Annotated in this window: 16 protein-coding genes; 3 read left to right on the top strand and 13 right to left on the bottom strand. The window is 72.9% G+C overall.

What is annotated here, in order from left to right; all coding sequences use genetic code 11:
- Window positions 1–140 precede the first annotated feature (140 nt).
- Together groL and groES are read right to left on the bottom strand one after the other, a co-directional pair.
- Window positions 141–1,760, bottom strand: a complete 1,620-nt coding sequence (gene groL / locus ACGFI7_RS02395; protein WP_393398173.1) for a chaperonin GroEL — start codon at window positions 1,758–1,760, stop codon at window positions 141–143.
- A gap of 74 nt (window positions 1,761–1,834) precedes the next feature.
- A complete protein-coding gene (groES, locus tag ACGFI7_RS02390) occupies window positions 1,835–2,149 on the bottom strand; it encodes a co-chaperone GroES (protein WP_219545199.1) in 315 nt (104 codons plus the stop codon).
- A 292-nt stretch (window positions 2,150–2,441) separates the two neighbouring features.
- Here groES and ACGFI7_RS02385 point away from each other — a divergent pair, with 292 nt between their 5' ends.
- Together ACGFI7_RS02385 and ACGFI7_RS02380 are read left to right on the top strand one after the other, a co-directional pair.
- Window positions 2,442–3,614, top strand: coding sequence for a methyltransferase domain-containing protein (locus ACGFI7_RS02385; protein WP_393398171.1), 1,173 nt, complete (start codon window positions 2,442–2,444; stop codon window positions 3,612–3,614).
- A 191-nt stretch (window positions 3,615–3,805) separates the two neighbouring features.
- A complete protein-coding gene (locus ACGFI7_RS02380) occupies window positions 3,806–5,548 on the top strand; it encodes a hypothetical protein (protein ID WP_393398169.1) in 1,743 nt (580 codons plus the stop codon).
- Here the strand turns inward: ACGFI7_RS02380 and ACGFI7_RS02375 are convergent.
- The gene (locus ACGFI7_RS02375; protein ID WP_393398167.1) at window positions 5,466–6,722 is read right to left on the bottom strand and encodes an MFS transporter; all 1,257 of its coding nucleotides are present in this window, start codon (window positions 6,720–6,722) and stop codon (window positions 5,466–5,468) included. The genes ACGFI7_RS02380 and ACGFI7_RS02375 overlap by 83 nt on opposite strands.
- An 85-nt stretch (window positions 6,723–6,807) precedes the next feature.
- On the opposite strand from ACGFI7_RS02375, the gene ACGFI7_RS02370 reads away from it, so the two are divergent.
- Window positions 6,808–7,260 carry a winged helix-turn-helix transcriptional regulator gene (locus ACGFI7_RS02370; RefSeq protein WP_393398165.1) on the top strand — a complete coding sequence of 151 codons (453 nt, stop codon included), beginning with the start codon at window positions 6,808–6,810 and terminating at the stop codon, window positions 7,258–7,260.
- Between the two features lie 157 nt (window positions 7,261–7,417).
- Here the strand turns inward: ACGFI7_RS02370 and tsaD are convergent, their stop codons facing one another.
- The 10 genes from tsaD to ACGFI7_RS02320 all read right to left on the bottom strand — a co-directional run bounded on the left by tsaD (window position 7,418) and on the right by ACGFI7_RS02320 (window position 16,238).
- Complete coding sequence (gene tsaD, locus ACGFI7_RS02365) at window positions 7,418–8,449, bottom strand: tRNA (adenosine(37)-N6)-threonylcarbamoyltransferase complex transferase subunit TsaD (RefSeq protein WP_393398163.1); 1,032 nt, start codon at window positions 8,447–8,449, stop codon at window positions 7,418–7,420.
- On the bottom strand, window positions 8,442–8,873 hold the full coding sequence (gene rimI / locus ACGFI7_RS02360; protein ID WP_393399584.1) for a ribosomal protein S18-alanine N-acetyltransferase: 432 nt from the start codon (window positions 8,871–8,873) through the stop codon (window positions 8,442–8,444). The genes tsaD and rimI overlap by 8 nt, the downstream gene beginning before the upstream one ends.
- 11 nt (window positions 8,874–8,884) lie before the next feature.
- Entirely contained in the window at window positions 8,885–9,529 is a 645-nt protein-coding gene (gene tsaB / locus ACGFI7_RS02355) for a tRNA (adenosine(37)-N6)-threonylcarbamoyltransferase complex dimerization subunit type 1 TsaB (protein WP_393398161.1), read from the bottom strand.
- Between the two features lie 124 nt (window positions 9,530–9,653).
- On the bottom strand, window positions 9,654–10,583 hold the full coding sequence (locus ACGFI7_RS02350; protein WP_393398159.1) for a phosphotransferase family protein: 930 nt from the start codon (window positions 10,581–10,583) through the stop codon (window positions 9,654–9,656).
- 32 nt (window positions 10,584–10,615) lie between these two features.
- Entirely contained in the window at window positions 10,616–11,149 is a 534-nt protein-coding gene (locus tag ACGFI7_RS02345) for a class F sortase (RefSeq protein WP_393398157.1), read from the bottom strand.
- 3 nt (window positions 11,150–11,152) lie between these two features.
- Window positions 11,153–11,896: a hypothetical protein gene (locus ACGFI7_RS02340; RefSeq protein WP_393398155.1), complete on the bottom strand. Its 744-nt coding sequence runs from the start codon at window positions 11,894–11,896 to the stop codon at window positions 11,153–11,155.
- Window positions 11,897–12,007: 111 nt separating this feature from the next.
- Window positions 12,008–12,466 carry a tRNA (adenosine(37)-N6)-threonylcarbamoyltransferase complex ATPase subunit type 1 TsaE gene (gene tsaE, locus ACGFI7_RS02335; RefSeq protein ID WP_393398153.1) on the bottom strand — a complete coding sequence of 153 codons (459 nt, stop codon included), beginning with the start codon at window positions 12,464–12,466 and terminating at the stop codon, window positions 12,008–12,010.
- Complete coding sequence (locus ACGFI7_RS02330; protein WP_393398151.1) at window positions 12,463–13,530, bottom strand: alpha/beta fold hydrolase; 1,068 nt, start codon at window positions 13,528–13,530, stop codon at window positions 12,463–12,465. The genes tsaE and ACGFI7_RS02330 overlap by 4 nt, the downstream gene beginning before the upstream one ends.
- 5 nt (window positions 13,531–13,535) lie before the next feature.
- Entirely contained in the window at window positions 13,536–14,657 is a 1,122-nt protein-coding gene (gene alr, locus ACGFI7_RS02325; protein WP_393399582.1) for an alanine racemase, read from the bottom strand.
- A 102-nt stretch (window positions 14,658–14,759) separates the two neighbouring features.
- Entirely contained in the window at window positions 14,760–16,238 is a 1,479-nt protein-coding gene (locus tag ACGFI7_RS02320) for an NAD(P)H-hydrate dehydratase (RefSeq protein ID WP_393398149.1), read from the bottom strand.
- Between the last annotated feature and the right edge of the window lies 1 nt (window position 16,239).

Genomic DNA, 16,239 nt, shown 5'->3' with positions numbered 1-16,239 from the left:
TCAAGATGCGTCGCACGCAACATGACATACCACTAGCCATTCGAAAGAAGGTGCGATGCGAATGCGCCCGGAGCCGAGGTCCGAAAACGGCGACGGCCCGCACCGGAACCGGTGCGGGCCGTGAGGAGCCGGAAGGGGGATCAGTGGCCGTGGCCGTGACCGTGACCCTGGCCGGCGGCCGGGGCCTCCTCCTCGGGCTTGTCGACGACAAGCGCCTCGGTCGTGAGCAGCATGCCCGCGATCGACGCCGCGTTCTGCACGGCCGAACGGGTGACCTTGACCGGGTCGATGACGCCCTGGGCGATCAGGTCGCCGTACTCGCCGGTGGCGGCGTTGAGGCCGTTGCCGGCCGACAGCTCCGACACCTTGTGCGTGACGACGTAGCCCTCGAGACCGGCGTTCTCGGCGATCCAGCGGGTCGGCTCGACCAGGGCGCGGCGCACGATGTTGACGCCGGTCGCCTCGTCGCCCGACAGGCCGAGGTCGTCGATCTCCTTGGAGACGTGGATCAGCGCCGAGCCGCCGCCGGAGACGATGCCCTCCTCGATGGCGGCGCGGGTCGCGGAGATCGCGTCCTCCAGGCGGTGCTTCTTCTCCTTGAGCTCCACCTCGGTGGCGGCGCCGACGCGCAGCACGCACACACCGCCGGCCAGCTTGGCCAGGCGCTCCTGGAGCTTCTCGCGGTCCCAGTCGGAGTCGGACTGCTCGATCGCGAGCTTGATCTCCTTGACGCGGTCCTCGATGGCGGCGGCGTCACCGGCGCCGTCGACGATCGTGGTGTTGTCCTTGTCGATCACCACGCGACGGGCGGTGCCGAGCACCTCCAGGCCGACGTTCTCCAGCTTGAGGCCGATCTCCTCGCTGACGACCTGGCCGCCGGTGAGGATGGCCATGTCCTGCAGCATCGCCTTGCGGCGGTCGCCGAAGCCGGGGGCCTTGACGGCGACGGAGGTGAAGGTGCCGCGGATCTTGTTGGTGACCAGGACGGCCAGGGCCTCGCCCTCGACGTCCTCGGCGACCACGAGCAGCGGCTTCTTGGTCTGCGCGACCTGCTCCAGCAGCGGCAGGAAGTCCGCGATGGAGGAGATCTTGCCCTGGGTGAGCAGGATGTAGGCGTCCTCCAGGACGGCCTCCATGCGCTCGGTGTCGGTGACCATGTAGGCCGACAGGTAGCCCTTGTCGAACTGGAGACCCTCGGTGAACTCCAGGTCCATGCCCATGGCGTTGGACTCTTCGACGGTCAGCACGCCGTCCTTGCCGACCTTGTCGAACGCCTCGGCGATCAGCTCGCCGATCTTGGCGTCCTGGGCGGAGATCGTCGCCACGTTGGCGATCTCCTTCTTGTCCTCGACCGGCCGGGCGGAGGCGAGCAGCTTGTCGCTGACCTCCTTGGCGGCCCGGTCGATGCCGCGCTTGAGCGACAGCGGCGAGGCGCCGGCCGCCACGTTGCGCAGGCCCTCGCGGACCATGGCCTGGGCCAGGACGGTCGCGGTGGTGGTGCCGTCACCCGCGATGTCGTTGGTCTTGGTGGCCACTTCCTTGGCGAGCTGGGCGCCGAGGTTCTCGTAGCGGTCATCCAGCTCGACCTCGCGAGCGATGGTGACGCCGTCGTTCGTGATCGTCGGGGCACCGAACTTCTTGTCGATGACGACGTTGCGGCCGCGGGGGCCGAGGGTTACCTTCACGGCGTCCGCGAGGGCGTTGACGCCGCGCTCGAGCGCGCGACGGGCGTCCTCGTCGAATTCCAGGATCTTCGCCATTTTGCTGAAAGTCCTCTCCTGGCGTCGAAGGCCCCGGGTGCCCTGCTAGGCGCCCGGGGCCCGACACATCCGGCTTACTTCTCGATGATCGCGAGAACGTCGCGGGCGGAGAGCACGAGGTACTCCTCGCCGCCGTACTTGACCTCGGTGCCGCCGTACTTGCTGTAGAGGACGATGTCGCCCTCGCTCACGTCGAGCGGAATCCGCTTCTCGCCGTCCTCGTCCCAGTTGCCCGGGCCCACCGCGAGGACCTTGCCCTCCTGCGGCTTCTCCTTGGCGGTGTCGGGAATGACCAGGCCGGAAGCGGTGGTCTGCTCTGCCTCAAGCGGCTGCACCACGATGCGGTCGCCGAGCGGCTTAACGGGAACCTTGGTGGCGGTCGTCACGATCGGACCTCCCCTTCAGATTTGACTGATTAGAAGAGGCGACCAGCTGGGCCTGCCGTCGCGGGTGCCAGACCTGCCTCGTCGCACGTTGGCACTCTCAAGGGGAGAGTGCCAACAGGAAACATATGCAAGAGGGGCTTGACAGTCAACACGAACGCGTCTGCTCAGAGCGATCGCGAGCGAGGTCGCCCCCGCGTCGGAGGCGCCTGGGGTCCCAGCTTACGGCCGCGGACGCCGCCCCCGGGCCGACACGCTGACCCGGGACGGTCCCGTACGGGCGATACCGTCGGATGTCGTGGATCTCGACGCCTTCACCGCGCTGCTGACCCCGCGAGGCCGGGCGGCGCTCGCCGAGGCGGAGGCGCTCGCCGACGCCGACCCCGTCGCCGTTGCGACCCGCATGCGCAAGAGCCACGACGCCGCGCTCACCTCGGCCGCCCTCACCCAGGCCCGGCTGCGCGAGCGGGCCAGGGCCAAGTTCGGCGCCGACGCCGCGCGGATGTTCTTCACGCCCCACGGCCTGGAGCAGGCGACCCGGGCCGAGGTCGCCGCGCACCGAGCGCGCCGCCTGGGCGCCGCCCCCGGGCTGCGCGTGGCCGACGCCTGCTGCGGCATCGGAGGCGACCTGCTGGCCCTGGCCCGGGCCGGGTGCGCGGTGGACGCCGTCGACACCGACCCGCTCTCGGTCGCCGTGGCCACGGCCAACGCCGAGGCGCTCGGGGTGGCCGACCTGGTGACCGTACGGGTGGGCGACGCGGCCGAGGTCCGGCCGGAGGCGTACGACGTGCTCTTCGCCGACCCCGCCAGGCGCACCACCCGGGGCCGGACGTTCGACCCGCTGGCCTACTCCCCGCCCTGGCCGGTGGTGCTCGACCTGCTGGGCCGGGCGCGGGCGGGCTGCGTGAAGGTCGCGCCGGGCATCCCGTACGAGTTCATCCCGGACGACGCCGAGGCCGAGTGGGTCTCGTACAAGGGCGAGGTGAAGGAGGCGACGCTGTGGACCGGCCGCGCGCCGGGGACGGCGCGGCGCGCCACGCTGCTGCCGGGAGGGCACACGCTCACCGCCACCGGCGTGCGGGCGGCCACCGGTCCGGCCGGACGGTACGTGTACGAGCCCGACGGGGCGGCCGTCAGGGCGCACCTCGTCGGCGAGGTGGCCGAGCTGGTGGGCGGATGGCTGCCCGACCCGATGATCGCCTACATCTCGGGCGACGAACCGGTCGACACCCCCTGGGCCGCCCGCTACGAGGTGCGGCAGGTGCTGCCTTTCTCGCTGAAGCGGCTGCGGGCCGCGCTCAGGGAGCGGGGCGTGGGCAACGCCGTCATCAAGAAACGCGGTTCGGCGGTCGACATAGAACGTTTGCGGGGAGACCTCAGACTATCTGGCGACAAAACCGCTGTGGTCATTCTGACCCGGGTATCCGATAAGCCCACTGTCCTGATCTGCGACCCCAGCCCACCTGCATGAATGACAAACCAGGGCGATTCACCGATAAGCGCGATGTTTTTCTTCGCCCCTGACGGACCTTGATCGAGAGGCTAAGGTGAGCGGGCGGGAGTTCTCCCCCCTATTGCGGTGAGCCGCGTTCTCCTTCTTATCTGCAAATCGGACCATCCCACCGCTACGCGGCAGACCGTCGACAGCGAAGGAGCCTTTCGGTGGACCATTCCAACCACACCACCCTGCTGCAAGCGGGTGGCCAGACCGCCATCTCGGAGCGGATGCGGGAGCTGCTGGCACGTGCCGCGCAGGATCACGTGTACGAGCAGCGCACGCAGGGAGCCGTGCTCGACGAGATCCGGCAGCGGCTGGAAGGCATGGAGTGGCTCTTGCGCGAGGTGCGCGAGCGGGAGCTGGGCGGCCTCAGCGGCACCCTGGCGACCGTCAGCGGCCGCCTCGACGACATCGCCGCCAAGCCCCCCATGTGGGCCGAGGGCCTGGCCCAGCACGTCGAGGCGGTGCGCGACCACGTCGACGCGGTGGGCGAGCAGGTCGGCGGCGTCGACTCGGCCGTGGAGTCGGTCGGCAAGCGCGTCCACCCGGTCATGGAGCTGCCCAAGCTGCGCGCCGACGTGACCGCCGTGTGCCAGGGGGTGGAGGAGACGCTGGGCCGGCTGCAGACCGTGGTCGAGTTCACCGACGACATGGCCAAGCGGATGGGTGACGTCACGGCCAAGCTGGCGCAGGTGAGCGCGGGCATGGAGGTGGCGGCCACCCGGTTCACCCGGCTCGACAAGTCGCTGGCCGAGCTCAACTCGCGCACCGACCGGGTCGAGGGCGTGGTGCTCGACCTGTCCGACACCTTCGACGAGCGGGTCGCCGGCGCCACCCTGGAGGTGCGCACCCGCGTCGAGGAGATCGGCGAGAACCTGTCCGGCCGCTTCGACGGCGTCGACGGCCGGGTCGACCGGGTGGAGAGCCGGCTCATGGCGCTCGACACCCGCTTCGAGACGGCCGAGGAGAGCCTGGCCGACGTCGACGCCCGGCTGCGCGGCGTGGACGCCCGGGTGACCTCCCACACCGGCCGCTTCGACGCGTTCGACAAGCACCTGACCGCGCACACCGGCAGGTTCGACACGCTCGACGCCCGCCTGGCCGGCCACGCGGGCCGGCTCGACACGCTGGACGAGCGCCTCACCGGCCGTCTCGACACCGTCGACGAGCGCCTCGCCGCGCACGGGGAGCGCTTCGACGCCGTCGACGAGCGGCTGATCGGCCACACCGGCAGGTTCGACACGCTCGACGAGCGCCTCACCACGCACGGCGGCCGGTTCGACGCCCTCGACGGCCGCCTCGCCGCCCAGACCGGCCGGTTCGACGCCGTCGACGAGCGCCTCGCCGCGCAGGGAGAGCGCTTCGACGCGGTCGACGAGCGGCTGATCGCGCAGATCGGCCGGTTCGACACCGTCGAGGACCGGCTGACCTCGCAGGACGAGCGGCTGGAGTCCGTCGACGGCCGCCTGACCGAGGCCGCCGGCCGTCACGAAGACCGCTTCACCGGCATCGACGGCCACCTGACCTCGCTCGACGGGCGCCTGACCGAGGCCGAGGAGCGCCTGGCCCACCGGGTCGACGGCCTCGACGCCCACCTGACCGGCCTCAACACCCGCGCCGAGCAGGCCGGGGAGACCCTGGAGGCGGTCGGCCGCCGCATCGACGGCCTGCCCGCCGCCCTCGGCATCGGCGAGCTGCTCGACACCCACGGCGAGCGGCTGACCGAGGCGGCGGCCTCGCTCGCCGAGATCGTCCGCTCCCGCCCCGACCGCGACACGCTCGCCGAGACCGTCTCCGACATCGTCGAACCCGCCACCACCGACCTCAACAAGCGCCTCGGCGCCCTGGAGGAGACCATGCTGGCGCTGGCGGAGGCCCTGCTGCGGCCGAGCCGCGGCAAGGAGTGACCCGGGGCAGGGCGGCGAACCGCCGGGTCGAGGTGGCCACGAGGAGCCCGAGTGCGGCGTAGGCCGCGCCGAGCAGGCTGGCGCCCGGCCATCCCGCGGCGCTGTAGGCCCAGGTGGCGGTGATCGCACCGAGCGCCGAGCCGAGGGAGTAGAAGGCCATGTAGGCGCCGATGACGGTGCTGCTCCGGTCGGGGCGGGCGGTGGTGAGCAGGTGCTGGCTGCTGACGTGAACGGCCTGCACGGCGAAGTCCAGGACGATGACGCCGACGATCAACAGCCACAGCGAGGCCCGCGCTTGGGCGATCAGCAGCCACGAGGCGGTGAGCAGGACCAGCGACCAGCCGGTGACCGAGAGGGCCAGGCCCCGGTCGGCCCATCGGCCGGCCCGGGCCGCGCCCTGCGCCCCGATGAGACCGGCGAGTCCGAACCATCCGATCTCGGTAGTGCCGAAGTGCCACGGCTCGTCGCCGAGCGGGAGCGCCAGTCCGCTCCACAGCGTGCCGAAGGAGGCGAACAGGAAGAACGCGACCAGTCCCCGGCTGAGCAGGAGCCGGTCGCCGACGACCAGACGGCCCAGCGATGACAGCAACTGCCCGTACCGGGCTCGGGGGCGGCGGACGTCGGCCTCCAGGGTGAATCGGGCGGCGAGCGCGAGCACCGCGCACAGCCCGGCGATCACGAGGTAGACCGTGCGCCAGCCGGTCAGCTCGCCCAGGGTGCCCGCGATCACACGTACTCCGAGTATCCCGAGGACCACACCCGAGGTGACGGCTCCGATGTCGCGGCCGCGCTCGCCGGGCGGCGAGACGGCGGCGACGTAGGCCACCGTGATCTGGACGACCACGGCGAACAGTCCGGCCAGGGCCAGGCCCGCGATCACGATGCCGCCGCCGGGCGCGACGGCGGCCGTCCCCGCGCCCGCTGCTGTGAGCAGCAGGTGCACCGTGATGAGTCTGCGGCGGTCGAACAGGTCGCCGAGCGGGACCAGCAGCACCAGCCCCGCGAGATAGCCGATCTGGCCGGCGGCGACCAGCCACCCCAGCGCTCCTTCCCCCAGCCCGAGGTCCTCACCCGCGGCCTCGAGGACCGGCTGGATGCCGTAGATGGTCGACACCGCCGCCGCGCACACCAGCGCGAGCACGGCCCGCTGCCTCCCGGCCGATCCTGACGGCATATCACCCTCCGATAGGTTTCGAAATGCAACCTATCTAGGGTACGGGTAGAATGGTTTCATATTGCAACCCATTTCGGAGGAGTCAGTGGACGTCACACCCGCCGCACGAGGCGCTTGGACCGACCCGGCCTGCCCGGTCGCGCGGACCGTCGACCTGATAGGCGACCGGTGGAGCCTGCTGATGATCCGCGACGCGATGGACGGGGCGACGACCTTCACCGAGTTCCACCAGCGGCTGGGGATCGCCCGCAACATCCTCACCGACCGGCTCCGCAAACTCGTCGAGCACGGCATCCTTGACAAGAGCGCCGCCGCGGACGGCAGACGGCACACCTACCGGCTCACCGAAGCGGGGCAGGACCTCTTCACGGCCGTCGTCGCCCTGCGTCAATGGGGCGAGCGCCATGCCTTCGCCCCTGACGAGCCACACTCCGTCCTCGTCGACGACCGAGGACGGGAGCTTCCCGAGCTCCACCCGCTCGACCAAGACGGCGCGCCGCTATCCGCCGAGGCGTCGCACGTCCGGAAAATCGCCTGAGCCCGGCCGCGCCCGAAGGCACGCTCATCACCGGCAGCGCCGGTCACCTACGGCGAACGGCACGGCCAGGCCACCTCCCGCCGGGCGGCGACACCGCACCACCGCACCCTGCGATCGTGCCCTCCTCGCCCCACGTGGACGATCGCGAAGCGCGGCGCTACACGTGGACGGTCGTGATGGGCAGCGACGAGTCGGCCGGGATGTCCAGCGCCGAAGGCGTGATCCCGGCCGCGACCAGGTCGGAGCCGAGGGCCGCGACCATGGCGCCGTTGTCGGTGCACAGGCCCGGGCGGGGCACCCGCAGCCGCACGCCGGCCGCCTCGCACCGCTCCTGGGCCAGCGCGCGCAGCCGTGAGTTGGCCGCCACCCCGCCGCCGATCAGCAGATCGTGCACGTCGTACTTCCGGCAGGCCTGCAACGCCTTACGGGTCAGCACGTCGACCACCGCCTCCTGGAAGGAAGCGGCCACGTCGGGCACGTGGATGCGCTCGCCGGCGGCCTCGCGGGCCTCCACCCACCGGGCCACGGCGGTCTTGAGCCCGGAGAAGGAGAAGTCGAGCGTACCGTCGTCGATCTTGCCCCGGGGGAACGCCACGGCCGTGCCGGAGCCGTCGCGGGCCGCCTTGTCGATGTACGGGCCGCCGGGGAACGGCAGCCCGAGCACCCGCGCCACCTTGTCGAACGCCTCCCCCGCCGCGTCGTCGACGGTGGACCCGAGCGAGATCACGTCCTGCGCCACGTCGGGCACCAGCAACAGTGAGGAATGGCCGCCGGACACCAGCAGGGCGATGCACGGCTTGGGCAGCGGCCCGTGTTCGAGCTGGTCGACGGCGACGTGCGCGGCCAGGTGGTTGACGCCGTAGAGAGGGACGCCCAGGCCCAGCGCGTAGGACTTGGCGGCGGCCACGCCGACCAGCAGCGCCCCGGCCAGCCCCGGCCCCGCGGTGACGGCCACCGCGTCGACGTCGGAGAGCTTCAGCCCGGCGGCGGCCAGCGCCGCGTCCACGGTGGGCGTCATGGCCTCCAGGTGGGCGCGCGAGGCGACCTCCGGCACCACGCCACCGAACCGGGCGTGCTCGTCCATGCTGGAGGCGATGGTGTTGGCCAGCAGCGTGTGGCCCCTGACGAGGCCGATGCCGGTCTCGTCGCAGGACGTCTCGATGCCCAGGACCAGGGGTGCGTCAGCCATCCAGCTTCCTTCTCATCATGATCGCGTCGGTGCCGTCGTCGTAGTAGCGGCGGCGGGTGCCGATGCTCTCGAACCCGAATCGCTCATAGAGGCCGCGCGCCACCGGATTGTCCTCCCGCACCTCAAGGAAGATCTCGCGGGCCCCGCGCCGGCGCGCCTCGGCCAGCAGCTCGGTGAGCATGGCGGCGCCGATGCCCGCCGCGCGATGGGCCTGCAGCACCGCGATCGTCTGCACGTCGGCCTGGTCGGCGGCGACCGCGACCCCGGCGTAGCCGACGATCACCCCGTCGACCTCGGCCACCACGTAATGCCGGGTGCGCGGCTGGTCGGCCAGCTCGCCGCGCATCATGACCTCGCTCCACGCGTCGAGCGGGAACGTGGCGCGCTCGATCGCCATGACCTCCGGCAGGTCGCCCTCGGTCATCTGGCGGAGTCTCACGCCGTCACCTTCTTGGGCGCACCGGGCACCGCCGCGTCGGGGCGGCGCAGGTAGATCGGGCGGGCCTCGTCGAGCGGCGCTCCCGCCGCGATGCGCTCGGCCGCCAGGGCGGCCAGGAACCCGGCGTACGGGTAGGCGGGCTCCGCGGCCCAGCCGAGGACTTGGGGGTAGAGCTCCGCACCGGCGCCGACCACCGGCAGGCCCGCCACGGGCACGTCGGCGGGCTTGTCGACGGACGGGCCGTCGAGCCGGGTGCGCCGGTCGGCGTAGCGGGCCCAGAAGACCTCCTTGCGCCGCGCGTCGGTCGCCGCCAGGAACGGCTCGTCCAGGCCGCTGCCGTACGCGAGCGCGTCGAGCGTGCAGATCCCGTGGGCGGGCACGCCGAGGGTGGCCGCCAGCCCCTGCGCGGTCATCAGCCCGACGCGCAGGCCGGTGTACGGCCCGGGGCCGCGGCCGGCGACGACGGCCGTCACGTCGCGCAGCCGCACCCCGGCCTCGGACAGGACGCGCTCGACGGTGGGCGCGAGCAGCTCGCCGTGCCGCCGGGCGTCGATCGTCGTGGATTCGGCGAGCACCCGCTCACCGTCGTGGACAGCGGCGGTGACGGCGGGCGTCGCGGTGTCAAAGGCCAGGACCAGCACGACTGTTTAGCCTACCCGCGGCCCACCCCCGATCGCGCCCGTACCGGAAGCACCGGACCCGGGCCTCAGCCCCCGACCGCAGCCCCGACCCCGGCCTCAGCCCCTGATCCGGCCGTGGGCCGGGTCAGGACCACCCCGTGCGGTGCCGGAGCCATTCCAGGGCCACCACGCCCTGAGCGCGCTGGAACGCGCGTACGGTGGGCAGCCCCGGCGGGTCGGGCCGGCGACCCTGCCCCACGAAGAACCCCGCCACCCCCGCCAGGGCCGCCGTGATGGCCGGGTCCGGGTCGGGCAGGAGTTCGTGCGGCGGCGGCCCGCCCTGCATCCCCACGGACGGCAGCATCGCCACCAGGTCGAACCAGGCGGCGCCACGGCACGCCCACGGCCAGTCGACGACGTACACCCGGTCGCCGGACACGAGCAGGTTGTCGGCCCGCAGGTCGGAGTGGAGCAGCGTGTCACCGGCGGCGGCCGCGGCCCAGCCGGACTCCAGCTCGGCCAGCGCGGCGAGATGGCGCAGCGCCCACGGGTCGAGCCCGGCCGTGTCCTCCTCCAGCAGCTGTCGCCAGCCGCGGAACACGTCGCCGAACCGCTCCTCGACGGTCGGCGCGTCGATCGGCGCGGGCGTGAGCTCCTCGCCCATCCGCCGCACGGCGGCCAGCACCCGGTCGAGCTCGTCGCGGCGCCACGGCGTCGCCGGATGGCGGCCCTCGATGTCCTCGAACACCAGCGCCACCCAGCCGTCGAGCTCGAACGTGGTGAGCAGCCTGGGGGCGGGCACGGTGGCGGGCAGCACGGCGGCGATCGCGGCCTCGGCCCGGTAGATGCGGACGGCGTCGGCGTTCGGCTCCGGCCCCACGGCCTTGACGAAGGCGCGGCGCCCGCCGCCGGTGCGCAGCCGCACGGCCGCGGCCGGGGAGAAACCGCCGTCCTGGGTGACCGCCTCGATCACGTGACCGCCGAGGAACTCCTCGACCGCGGCGCGCACCCGCGGGTGCACGTCGGGCCAGGGCACGCGGACGCCGGTCGCGGGCGGGTTCTGCACTGTGCTCACCCTTCCATGATCCCCGGCGGGGCAACCGGTTTTCAGGCGGGCGAGGCGTACACGATGACGTTGTCGAGATACTCGCCCTTTGCCCGGTCGAACGTCCCGCCGCAGGTCACCAGCTTGAGCCCGTCCTCGACGTACACCTTCCTGAACGGGAACCGGTCCTTGTGCACCTGCTCGACAGCGTCGATCTTGTACGTGACGACCTTGCCGTCGCTCCGCTCGACCCGCACCTTCGAGCCCTTGCGCACGTGGCGGAGCTTGTAGAAGACGGCGGGCGCGGTCTTCGTGTCGACGTGGCCGATGATCACCGAGGCGCCCTTCTCGCCCGGCACCACGCTGCCGGTGTACCAGCCGGCCATCCCGGGCTTCTCGTAGGGCGGCAGCTCGACCTCGCCGTCCTTCACCCCGAGCTTCATCAGCGGCGCCTCGACGTCGATCGAGGGGATGTCGATCTTCTCGGGGACGACCGCGGCCGCGGCCTGCTCGGGCTGCCCGAAGCTCTGGCCGAAGGCGACCAGCAGCAGACCCGTGACGGCGCCCGCGAGCACCACCCGTCCGGAACTCGCCATGGCCTACGACCGGCGGCGCTTGACCGCCACGCCGATGCCCACGGCCAGCGCGAGCCCGAGAGCCGCGCCCACGCCGCCCAGCGGGATCGACGAGCCCTCGTCGACGTCCTGGCCGAAGGTGCCGCCGCCGCCCGCCCTGGGCGCCCTGGTGGGCACGTCGCTGGGCAGCGGTTCGGGCCGGACCACGCGCAGGGTGGCGCGGCCCGCGTGGTTGGTGCCGTCGCACTTGACGTCCACGCGGTACGAGCCGCGCCGGACGGTGCCGGAGACCTGGGCCTGACCGCGCACCCAGTCACCGCCGGCGCTGCCGGTCGGGCTGGGCGTGCCGCCCGACGGGGCCGGGTTGAGCGTGACGCCGCTGACGAACGCCCGGGAGGTGGCGGTGCCGGTGTGTGCGGGCCCGCCCTGCGGCGCCGGGCAGTTGGCCAGGATCCACACGGTGGAGCTCTCTCCGGCGGTGACGCGGTCGGGGTTGAGCTGGACCGAGATGGAGGGGACGGTCGGCGTGGCGGTCGCCGTGGTCGTCGTCGTGGCGGTGGTGGTCGCCGTCGCAGTCGGGGCGGCCGTGCCGGTCGGGCTGCCCGTGCCCGCGGGCGTCGGACTGCCCGTCGGCGTTTGTGCCTCCGCGGCGCAGCCCATGACCCCGATCATCAGGATGGCCCCCGCGTACGCGACTCGCTTGACCCTGAGCACCGCCGCACCCCACTCCGCCGCTCTTTTACTAGCATCCACCGTTTTCGTGGACACCGAACTCCTGAATACCCAGATTTTCTGGGCCAACCCTTACCAATGATCATGTTTTCCGTCATGGCGAAGGTACGTCAAGGGTGACAGGATGACCCGGCGTTGGCGTGGGTTTTACTCTTGTGAGGCGTCAGGCGGCGTGTCGGCCCACCGCGGGCCGACGCCGCGCAGGGTCACGACGCGGGCGTCGTCGCCGGACTCACGGTCGATGTGGATCTCCAGGCGGTCGTCCGACAGCCCCTCGACCAGGCCCTCGCCCCATTCGACGACGGTCACCGACTCCTCCAGCGAGGCGTCGAGATCGAGATCGTCGACCTCCAGGTCGCCGCCGAGCCGGTAGGCGTCGACGTGGACCAGCGCGGGGCCGCCGCGCAGCGACGGGTGCACGCGGGCGATGACGAACGTGGGCGAGGTGATCGGGCCGCGCACCTTGAGCCCCTCGGCGATGCCCTGCACGAGCGTGGTCTTGCCGGCGCCGAGCGCGCCCGACAGGACCAGCAGGTCGCCGGGGCGCAGGCGGGAGGCGAGGCGCGAACCGTACGCCCGCGTCTCCTCGACGGTGCGCAGCCTCACAGGGCCACCCGCTTGATCAGGTCGCGCAGCGCGTCGTTCACCGCGTCGGGGCGTTCGAGCTGGATCAGGTGAGAGGTGTCGGACACCTCGGTGAACTGGGCCTTGGGCAGCGCCTCGGCCATGGCGCGGCTGTGGTCGGGAGGCGTCAGCCAGTCCTTGTCGCCGACCATGATGGCCGTCGGCACCGGGTCGAGCACGTGCAGCGCGGACAGCTTGTCGTGGTTCATCAGCGCGGGGTAGAAGTCGGCGACCACCTCGGTCGGGGTCGCCCTGATCATGGACTCGGCGAAGTCGACGAGGGTGGGGCTGATGTTCTTGGAGTCGCCGAAGGCCATGTAGCGGGTCAGCAGGAACGCGATGTCGCTGCCCGCGTGACGGGTGCGGTCGACGAACGAGCCCCTGCGGCCGAGCATCGAGACCGTCGTCGGGGCGACCCTGTGCACCGCCTTGGACACCAGCGCGGGCAGCCCGAGCGTCAGCTCGGCCAGCTTGCCCGCCGAGGTGGCGATCAGGGCGACGCCGCGCACCTTGTCGCCGAACAGCTCGGGGTGACGGTCGGCCAATGCCATGATCGTCATGCCGCCCATGGAGTGGCCGACGAGCACGCACGGCCCCGGCACGAACGCGGCCAGCACCTCGGCCAGGTCGTCGCCGAGCCGGTCGATCGAGGTGTCGCCGGAGACGGCGCGCTGGGAGCGGCCGTGGGAGCGCTGGTCCCACAGCACGACGCGGTGCTGCTCGCGCAGGGCCCTGCGCTGGTAGTGCCAGGACTCGAGGCTCAGACAGTAGCCGTGACACAGGACGACGGTGAGCGGCGGCTCGGCCCCCTCGCCCGCGTTCTCGGGCTCGTCGACGTCGACGTGCAGGGCGACGCCGTCGGAGGTGATGAACGTGTGCTCCGTGCCGCGCAGCTCGCCGAAGGGCTCGCCGGCCTCCAGATCGGGGCGGAGGCGGATGCGGCCGACCGCGTAACGCTTGGCCATCGCGGCCGCCGCGATCCCCGCGGACGCGGCACCGACGAGCGCGCCGGCGATCCCGACCTTGCGGCGTGTTGTCGTCGTCATGTCCCCTATCCTTCGTACACCCTCGGCACGCGTGATCCGATCCTCGTCACGATCTCATGCGTGATCGTGCCGAGCGTATCCGCCCACTCCTGAGCGGTCGGCTCGCCCTGGTCTCCCGGTCCGAACAGGACGACGTCGTCCCCTGCCCGCAACGGGTCGTCACCCACGTCGATCATGAACTGGTCCATGCACACACGACCGGCCACCCGCCTGCGCCGGCCGCCGGCCAGCACCTCCGCGCGGTCGGTGGCGTGCCGCAGGACCCCGTCGGCGTAACCCAGCGGGACCAGCGCGAGCGTCGTCTCCCCACTGGTCACGTAGAGGTGCCCGTAGGACACCCCCGAACCCTCCGGCACCCGCTTGACCATGGCGATCCGCGCGACGAGCGTCATGGCCTGGCGGAGCCCGAAGTCGCCCATCTCGGGGATCGGGCTCAGACCGTAGACGGCGATGCCCGCGCGCACCATGTCGAAGTGCGCCCTGGGCAGCGTCATCACGGCGGCCGAGTTGGCGAGGTGCCTGATCACGTGAGAACCGGCCACACCCGCCTGCTCGGCCAGCTTGAGCGCGGCCTCGAAGGTGTCGAGCTGGGATTCGACGGACGGATGGCCCGGGATGTCCGCGCAGGCGAAGTGCGACCAGAGGCCGACGACCTCCACCGCGCCCTCCGCACCCAGCTCCAGCGCCTTGCGCAGCAGGCCAGGCCAGGCGGCGAGCGGCGCCCCGCCCCTGCTCATGCCGGTGTCGGCCTCCAGGTGGACGCGCGCGGTGACGCCGGTGGCCCGGGCCGCGTCGGCGATCTCGCCGAGCAGCCGCTCGTCGGACGCCGACACCTCGACGCCGGCCTCGATCGCCTCGCCGATCGGCTCGCCGGGCGTGATGAGCCAGGCCAGGATCGGCGCGGTCACCCCGGCGGCCCGCAGGTCGAGCGCCTCCCGCACGAACGCGGTGCCGAGCCGGCTCACCCCCGCCTCCAGCATGCCCCGGGAGGCCGGGACCAGCCCGTGCCCGTAGGCGTCGGCCTTGACGGCGGCCATCAGCTCCGCCCCACCGGCCCGCTCACGCAGCAGCGTCACGTTGTGCCTGATCGCAGCCAGGTCGACCCGCGCCTCGGCGGGCGTCGCCATCGGGGAGCTCATCCTTCTAGTTTGGCAGCTCCCGGACGTGGCCGAGCGCGATTTCCCCGCTCACCGCCCCACCCCGGCACCGTCCGCACCCGGGCGGCGTCCTCATGCCGGCGCGCGGCCGTACAGGGTTCTGATGGCGGTGGGGAGGGTCTCGGCGACGCCCGCCGCCGTGAGCGGGGCGCCGTCGGCGGCGAGGCGGCCGGCGAGCCCGTGCAGGTAGGCCGCGAGCGAGCCGGCGTCGCGGGCGCCGAGCCCCTGGGCGAGCAGCGAGCCCGCGATGCCGGACAGCACGTCGCCGGTGCCGCCGGTGGCCAGCCACGGCGTCCCCGTGACGTTCACCCGGGCCGGCGCGCCCTCCTCGGCGACGACCGTGGTCGATCCCTTGAGCAGCACGGTCACCCCCAGCTCGGCCGCCGCCGCGCGCGCGTGCCGGAGCGGCGCCGCCTCGATGCCGGCGCGCGCGGCTCCGGTCAGCCGCGCCAGCTCGCCCGCGTGCGGGGTGATCAGGACCGGCGCGGTACGGCGGAGCACCGCGGCATCCTGCGCCACGAGCGTCAGCCCATCGGCGTCGACCAGCACCGGGACGTCGGTGGCGAGCACCCGGCGGACCAGCTCGCGGGCCCACGGCCCGGTGCCGATCCCGGGGCCGACCACCCACGCCTGAACCCTGCCCACCTCGTCCAGGGTGGGCTCGTCCAGCACGGTGACGACGGCCTCGGGCCAGCGCGCCCGCACCTGGCCGGCGGGCCCGGCGGGACCGGCGTAGCGGACCATGCCCGCGCCCGCGTTGAGCGCGCCGCCGACGGCCAGCACGGCGGCGCCGGTGTAGAGGTCACTGCCGGCGGCGATGCCGACCACACCCCTGCGGTACTTGTCGGACTCGGCGCCGGGGCGCGGCAGCAGACCGGGCGCCGACGCGCGGGTGAGCGCGGTGACGTCCGGGTCCGGCAGGTACGGGCCGAGCCCGATGTCGATCAGCTCGACCCGGCCCGCGCGAGCCGCCCCTGGGTCGACGAGCAGGCCGGTCTTGCGTGCGCCCATCGTCACCGTCACCGCGGCCCGGACCGCGGCCCCCTCGACCCGCCCGGTGGAGGCGTCCACGCCGCTGGGGACGTCCACGGCGACGACCGGCGCGGCGGCGTCGCCGGCCATCTCGGCCAGTCCGGCGTACGGCTCGCGGAGGGCCCCCGCCGCGCCGATCCCGACCAGCCCGTCCACGATCAGATCCGCGCCCTCGACGACCCGGCGCACGCCGCCCGCGCCCCCGGACGCTCTCGTGGCCCGGCCGCCGGCTCTCAGGAGGGCCGCCAGCCCCGCCTCGTGGGTGCGGGAGCCGGCCAGGACCGCCGTCACCGCGGCGCCGCGCCGGGCGAGGTCCGCGCCCGCGTACAGGGCGTCGCCGCCGTTGTCGCCGCTGCCCACGAGGAGCGCGACGCGGCTCCCGTACACCCGGGGAAGCGCGGCGGCGCAGACGGCGGCCAGCCCGGTCGCGGCGCGCAGCATGAGGGTGCCCTCCGGAAGCGTGGCCATCAGCGCGTGCTCGGCGGCCCGGATCTGGTCGGCGGTGTAGGCGGTGAACACC

It is taken from the genome of Nonomuraea sp. NPDC048826, from assembly GCF_043198225.1.
Taxonomy (GTDB): Bacteria; Actinomycetota; Actinomycetes; order Streptosporangiales; family Streptosporangiaceae; genus Nonomuraea.
The sequence above is the reverse complement of the archived record's forward strand: the minus strand, read 5'-3'. Positions and strand labels throughout refer to the sequence as shown.

Excerpts from the sequence above, each read along its gene's own strand:
- rimI (WP_393399584.1), bottom strand. The coding sequence starts at position 8,873 with ATGACCGAGGGCGACCTGCCGGAGGTCATGGCGATCGAGCGCGCCACG.
- alr (WP_393399582.1), bottom strand. The coding sequence starts at position 14,657 with ATGGCGACGCCCGCCGAGGCGCGGGTCGACCTGGCTGCGATCAGGCAC.
- ACGFI7_RS02375 (WP_393398167.1), bottom strand. The coding sequence starts at position 6,722 with ATGCCGTCAGGATCGGCCGGGAGGCAGCGGGCCGTGCTCGCGCTGGTG.
- tsaD (WP_393398163.1), bottom strand. The coding sequence starts at position 8,449 with ATGGCTGACGCACCCCTGGTCCTGGGCATCGAGACGTCCTGCGACGAG.
- groL (WP_393398173.1), bottom strand. The coding sequence starts at position 1,760 with ATGGCGAAGATCCTGGAATTCGACGAGGACGCCCGTCGCGCGCTCGAG.
- ACGFI7_RS02345 (WP_393398157.1), bottom strand. The coding sequence starts at position 11,149 with ATGGCGAGTTCCGGACGGGTGGTGCTCGCGGGCGCCGTCACGGGTCTG.
- ACGFI7_RS02330 (WP_393398151.1), bottom strand. The coding sequence starts at position 13,530 with ATGACGACGACAACACGCCGCAAGGTCGGGATCGCCGGCGCGCTCGTC.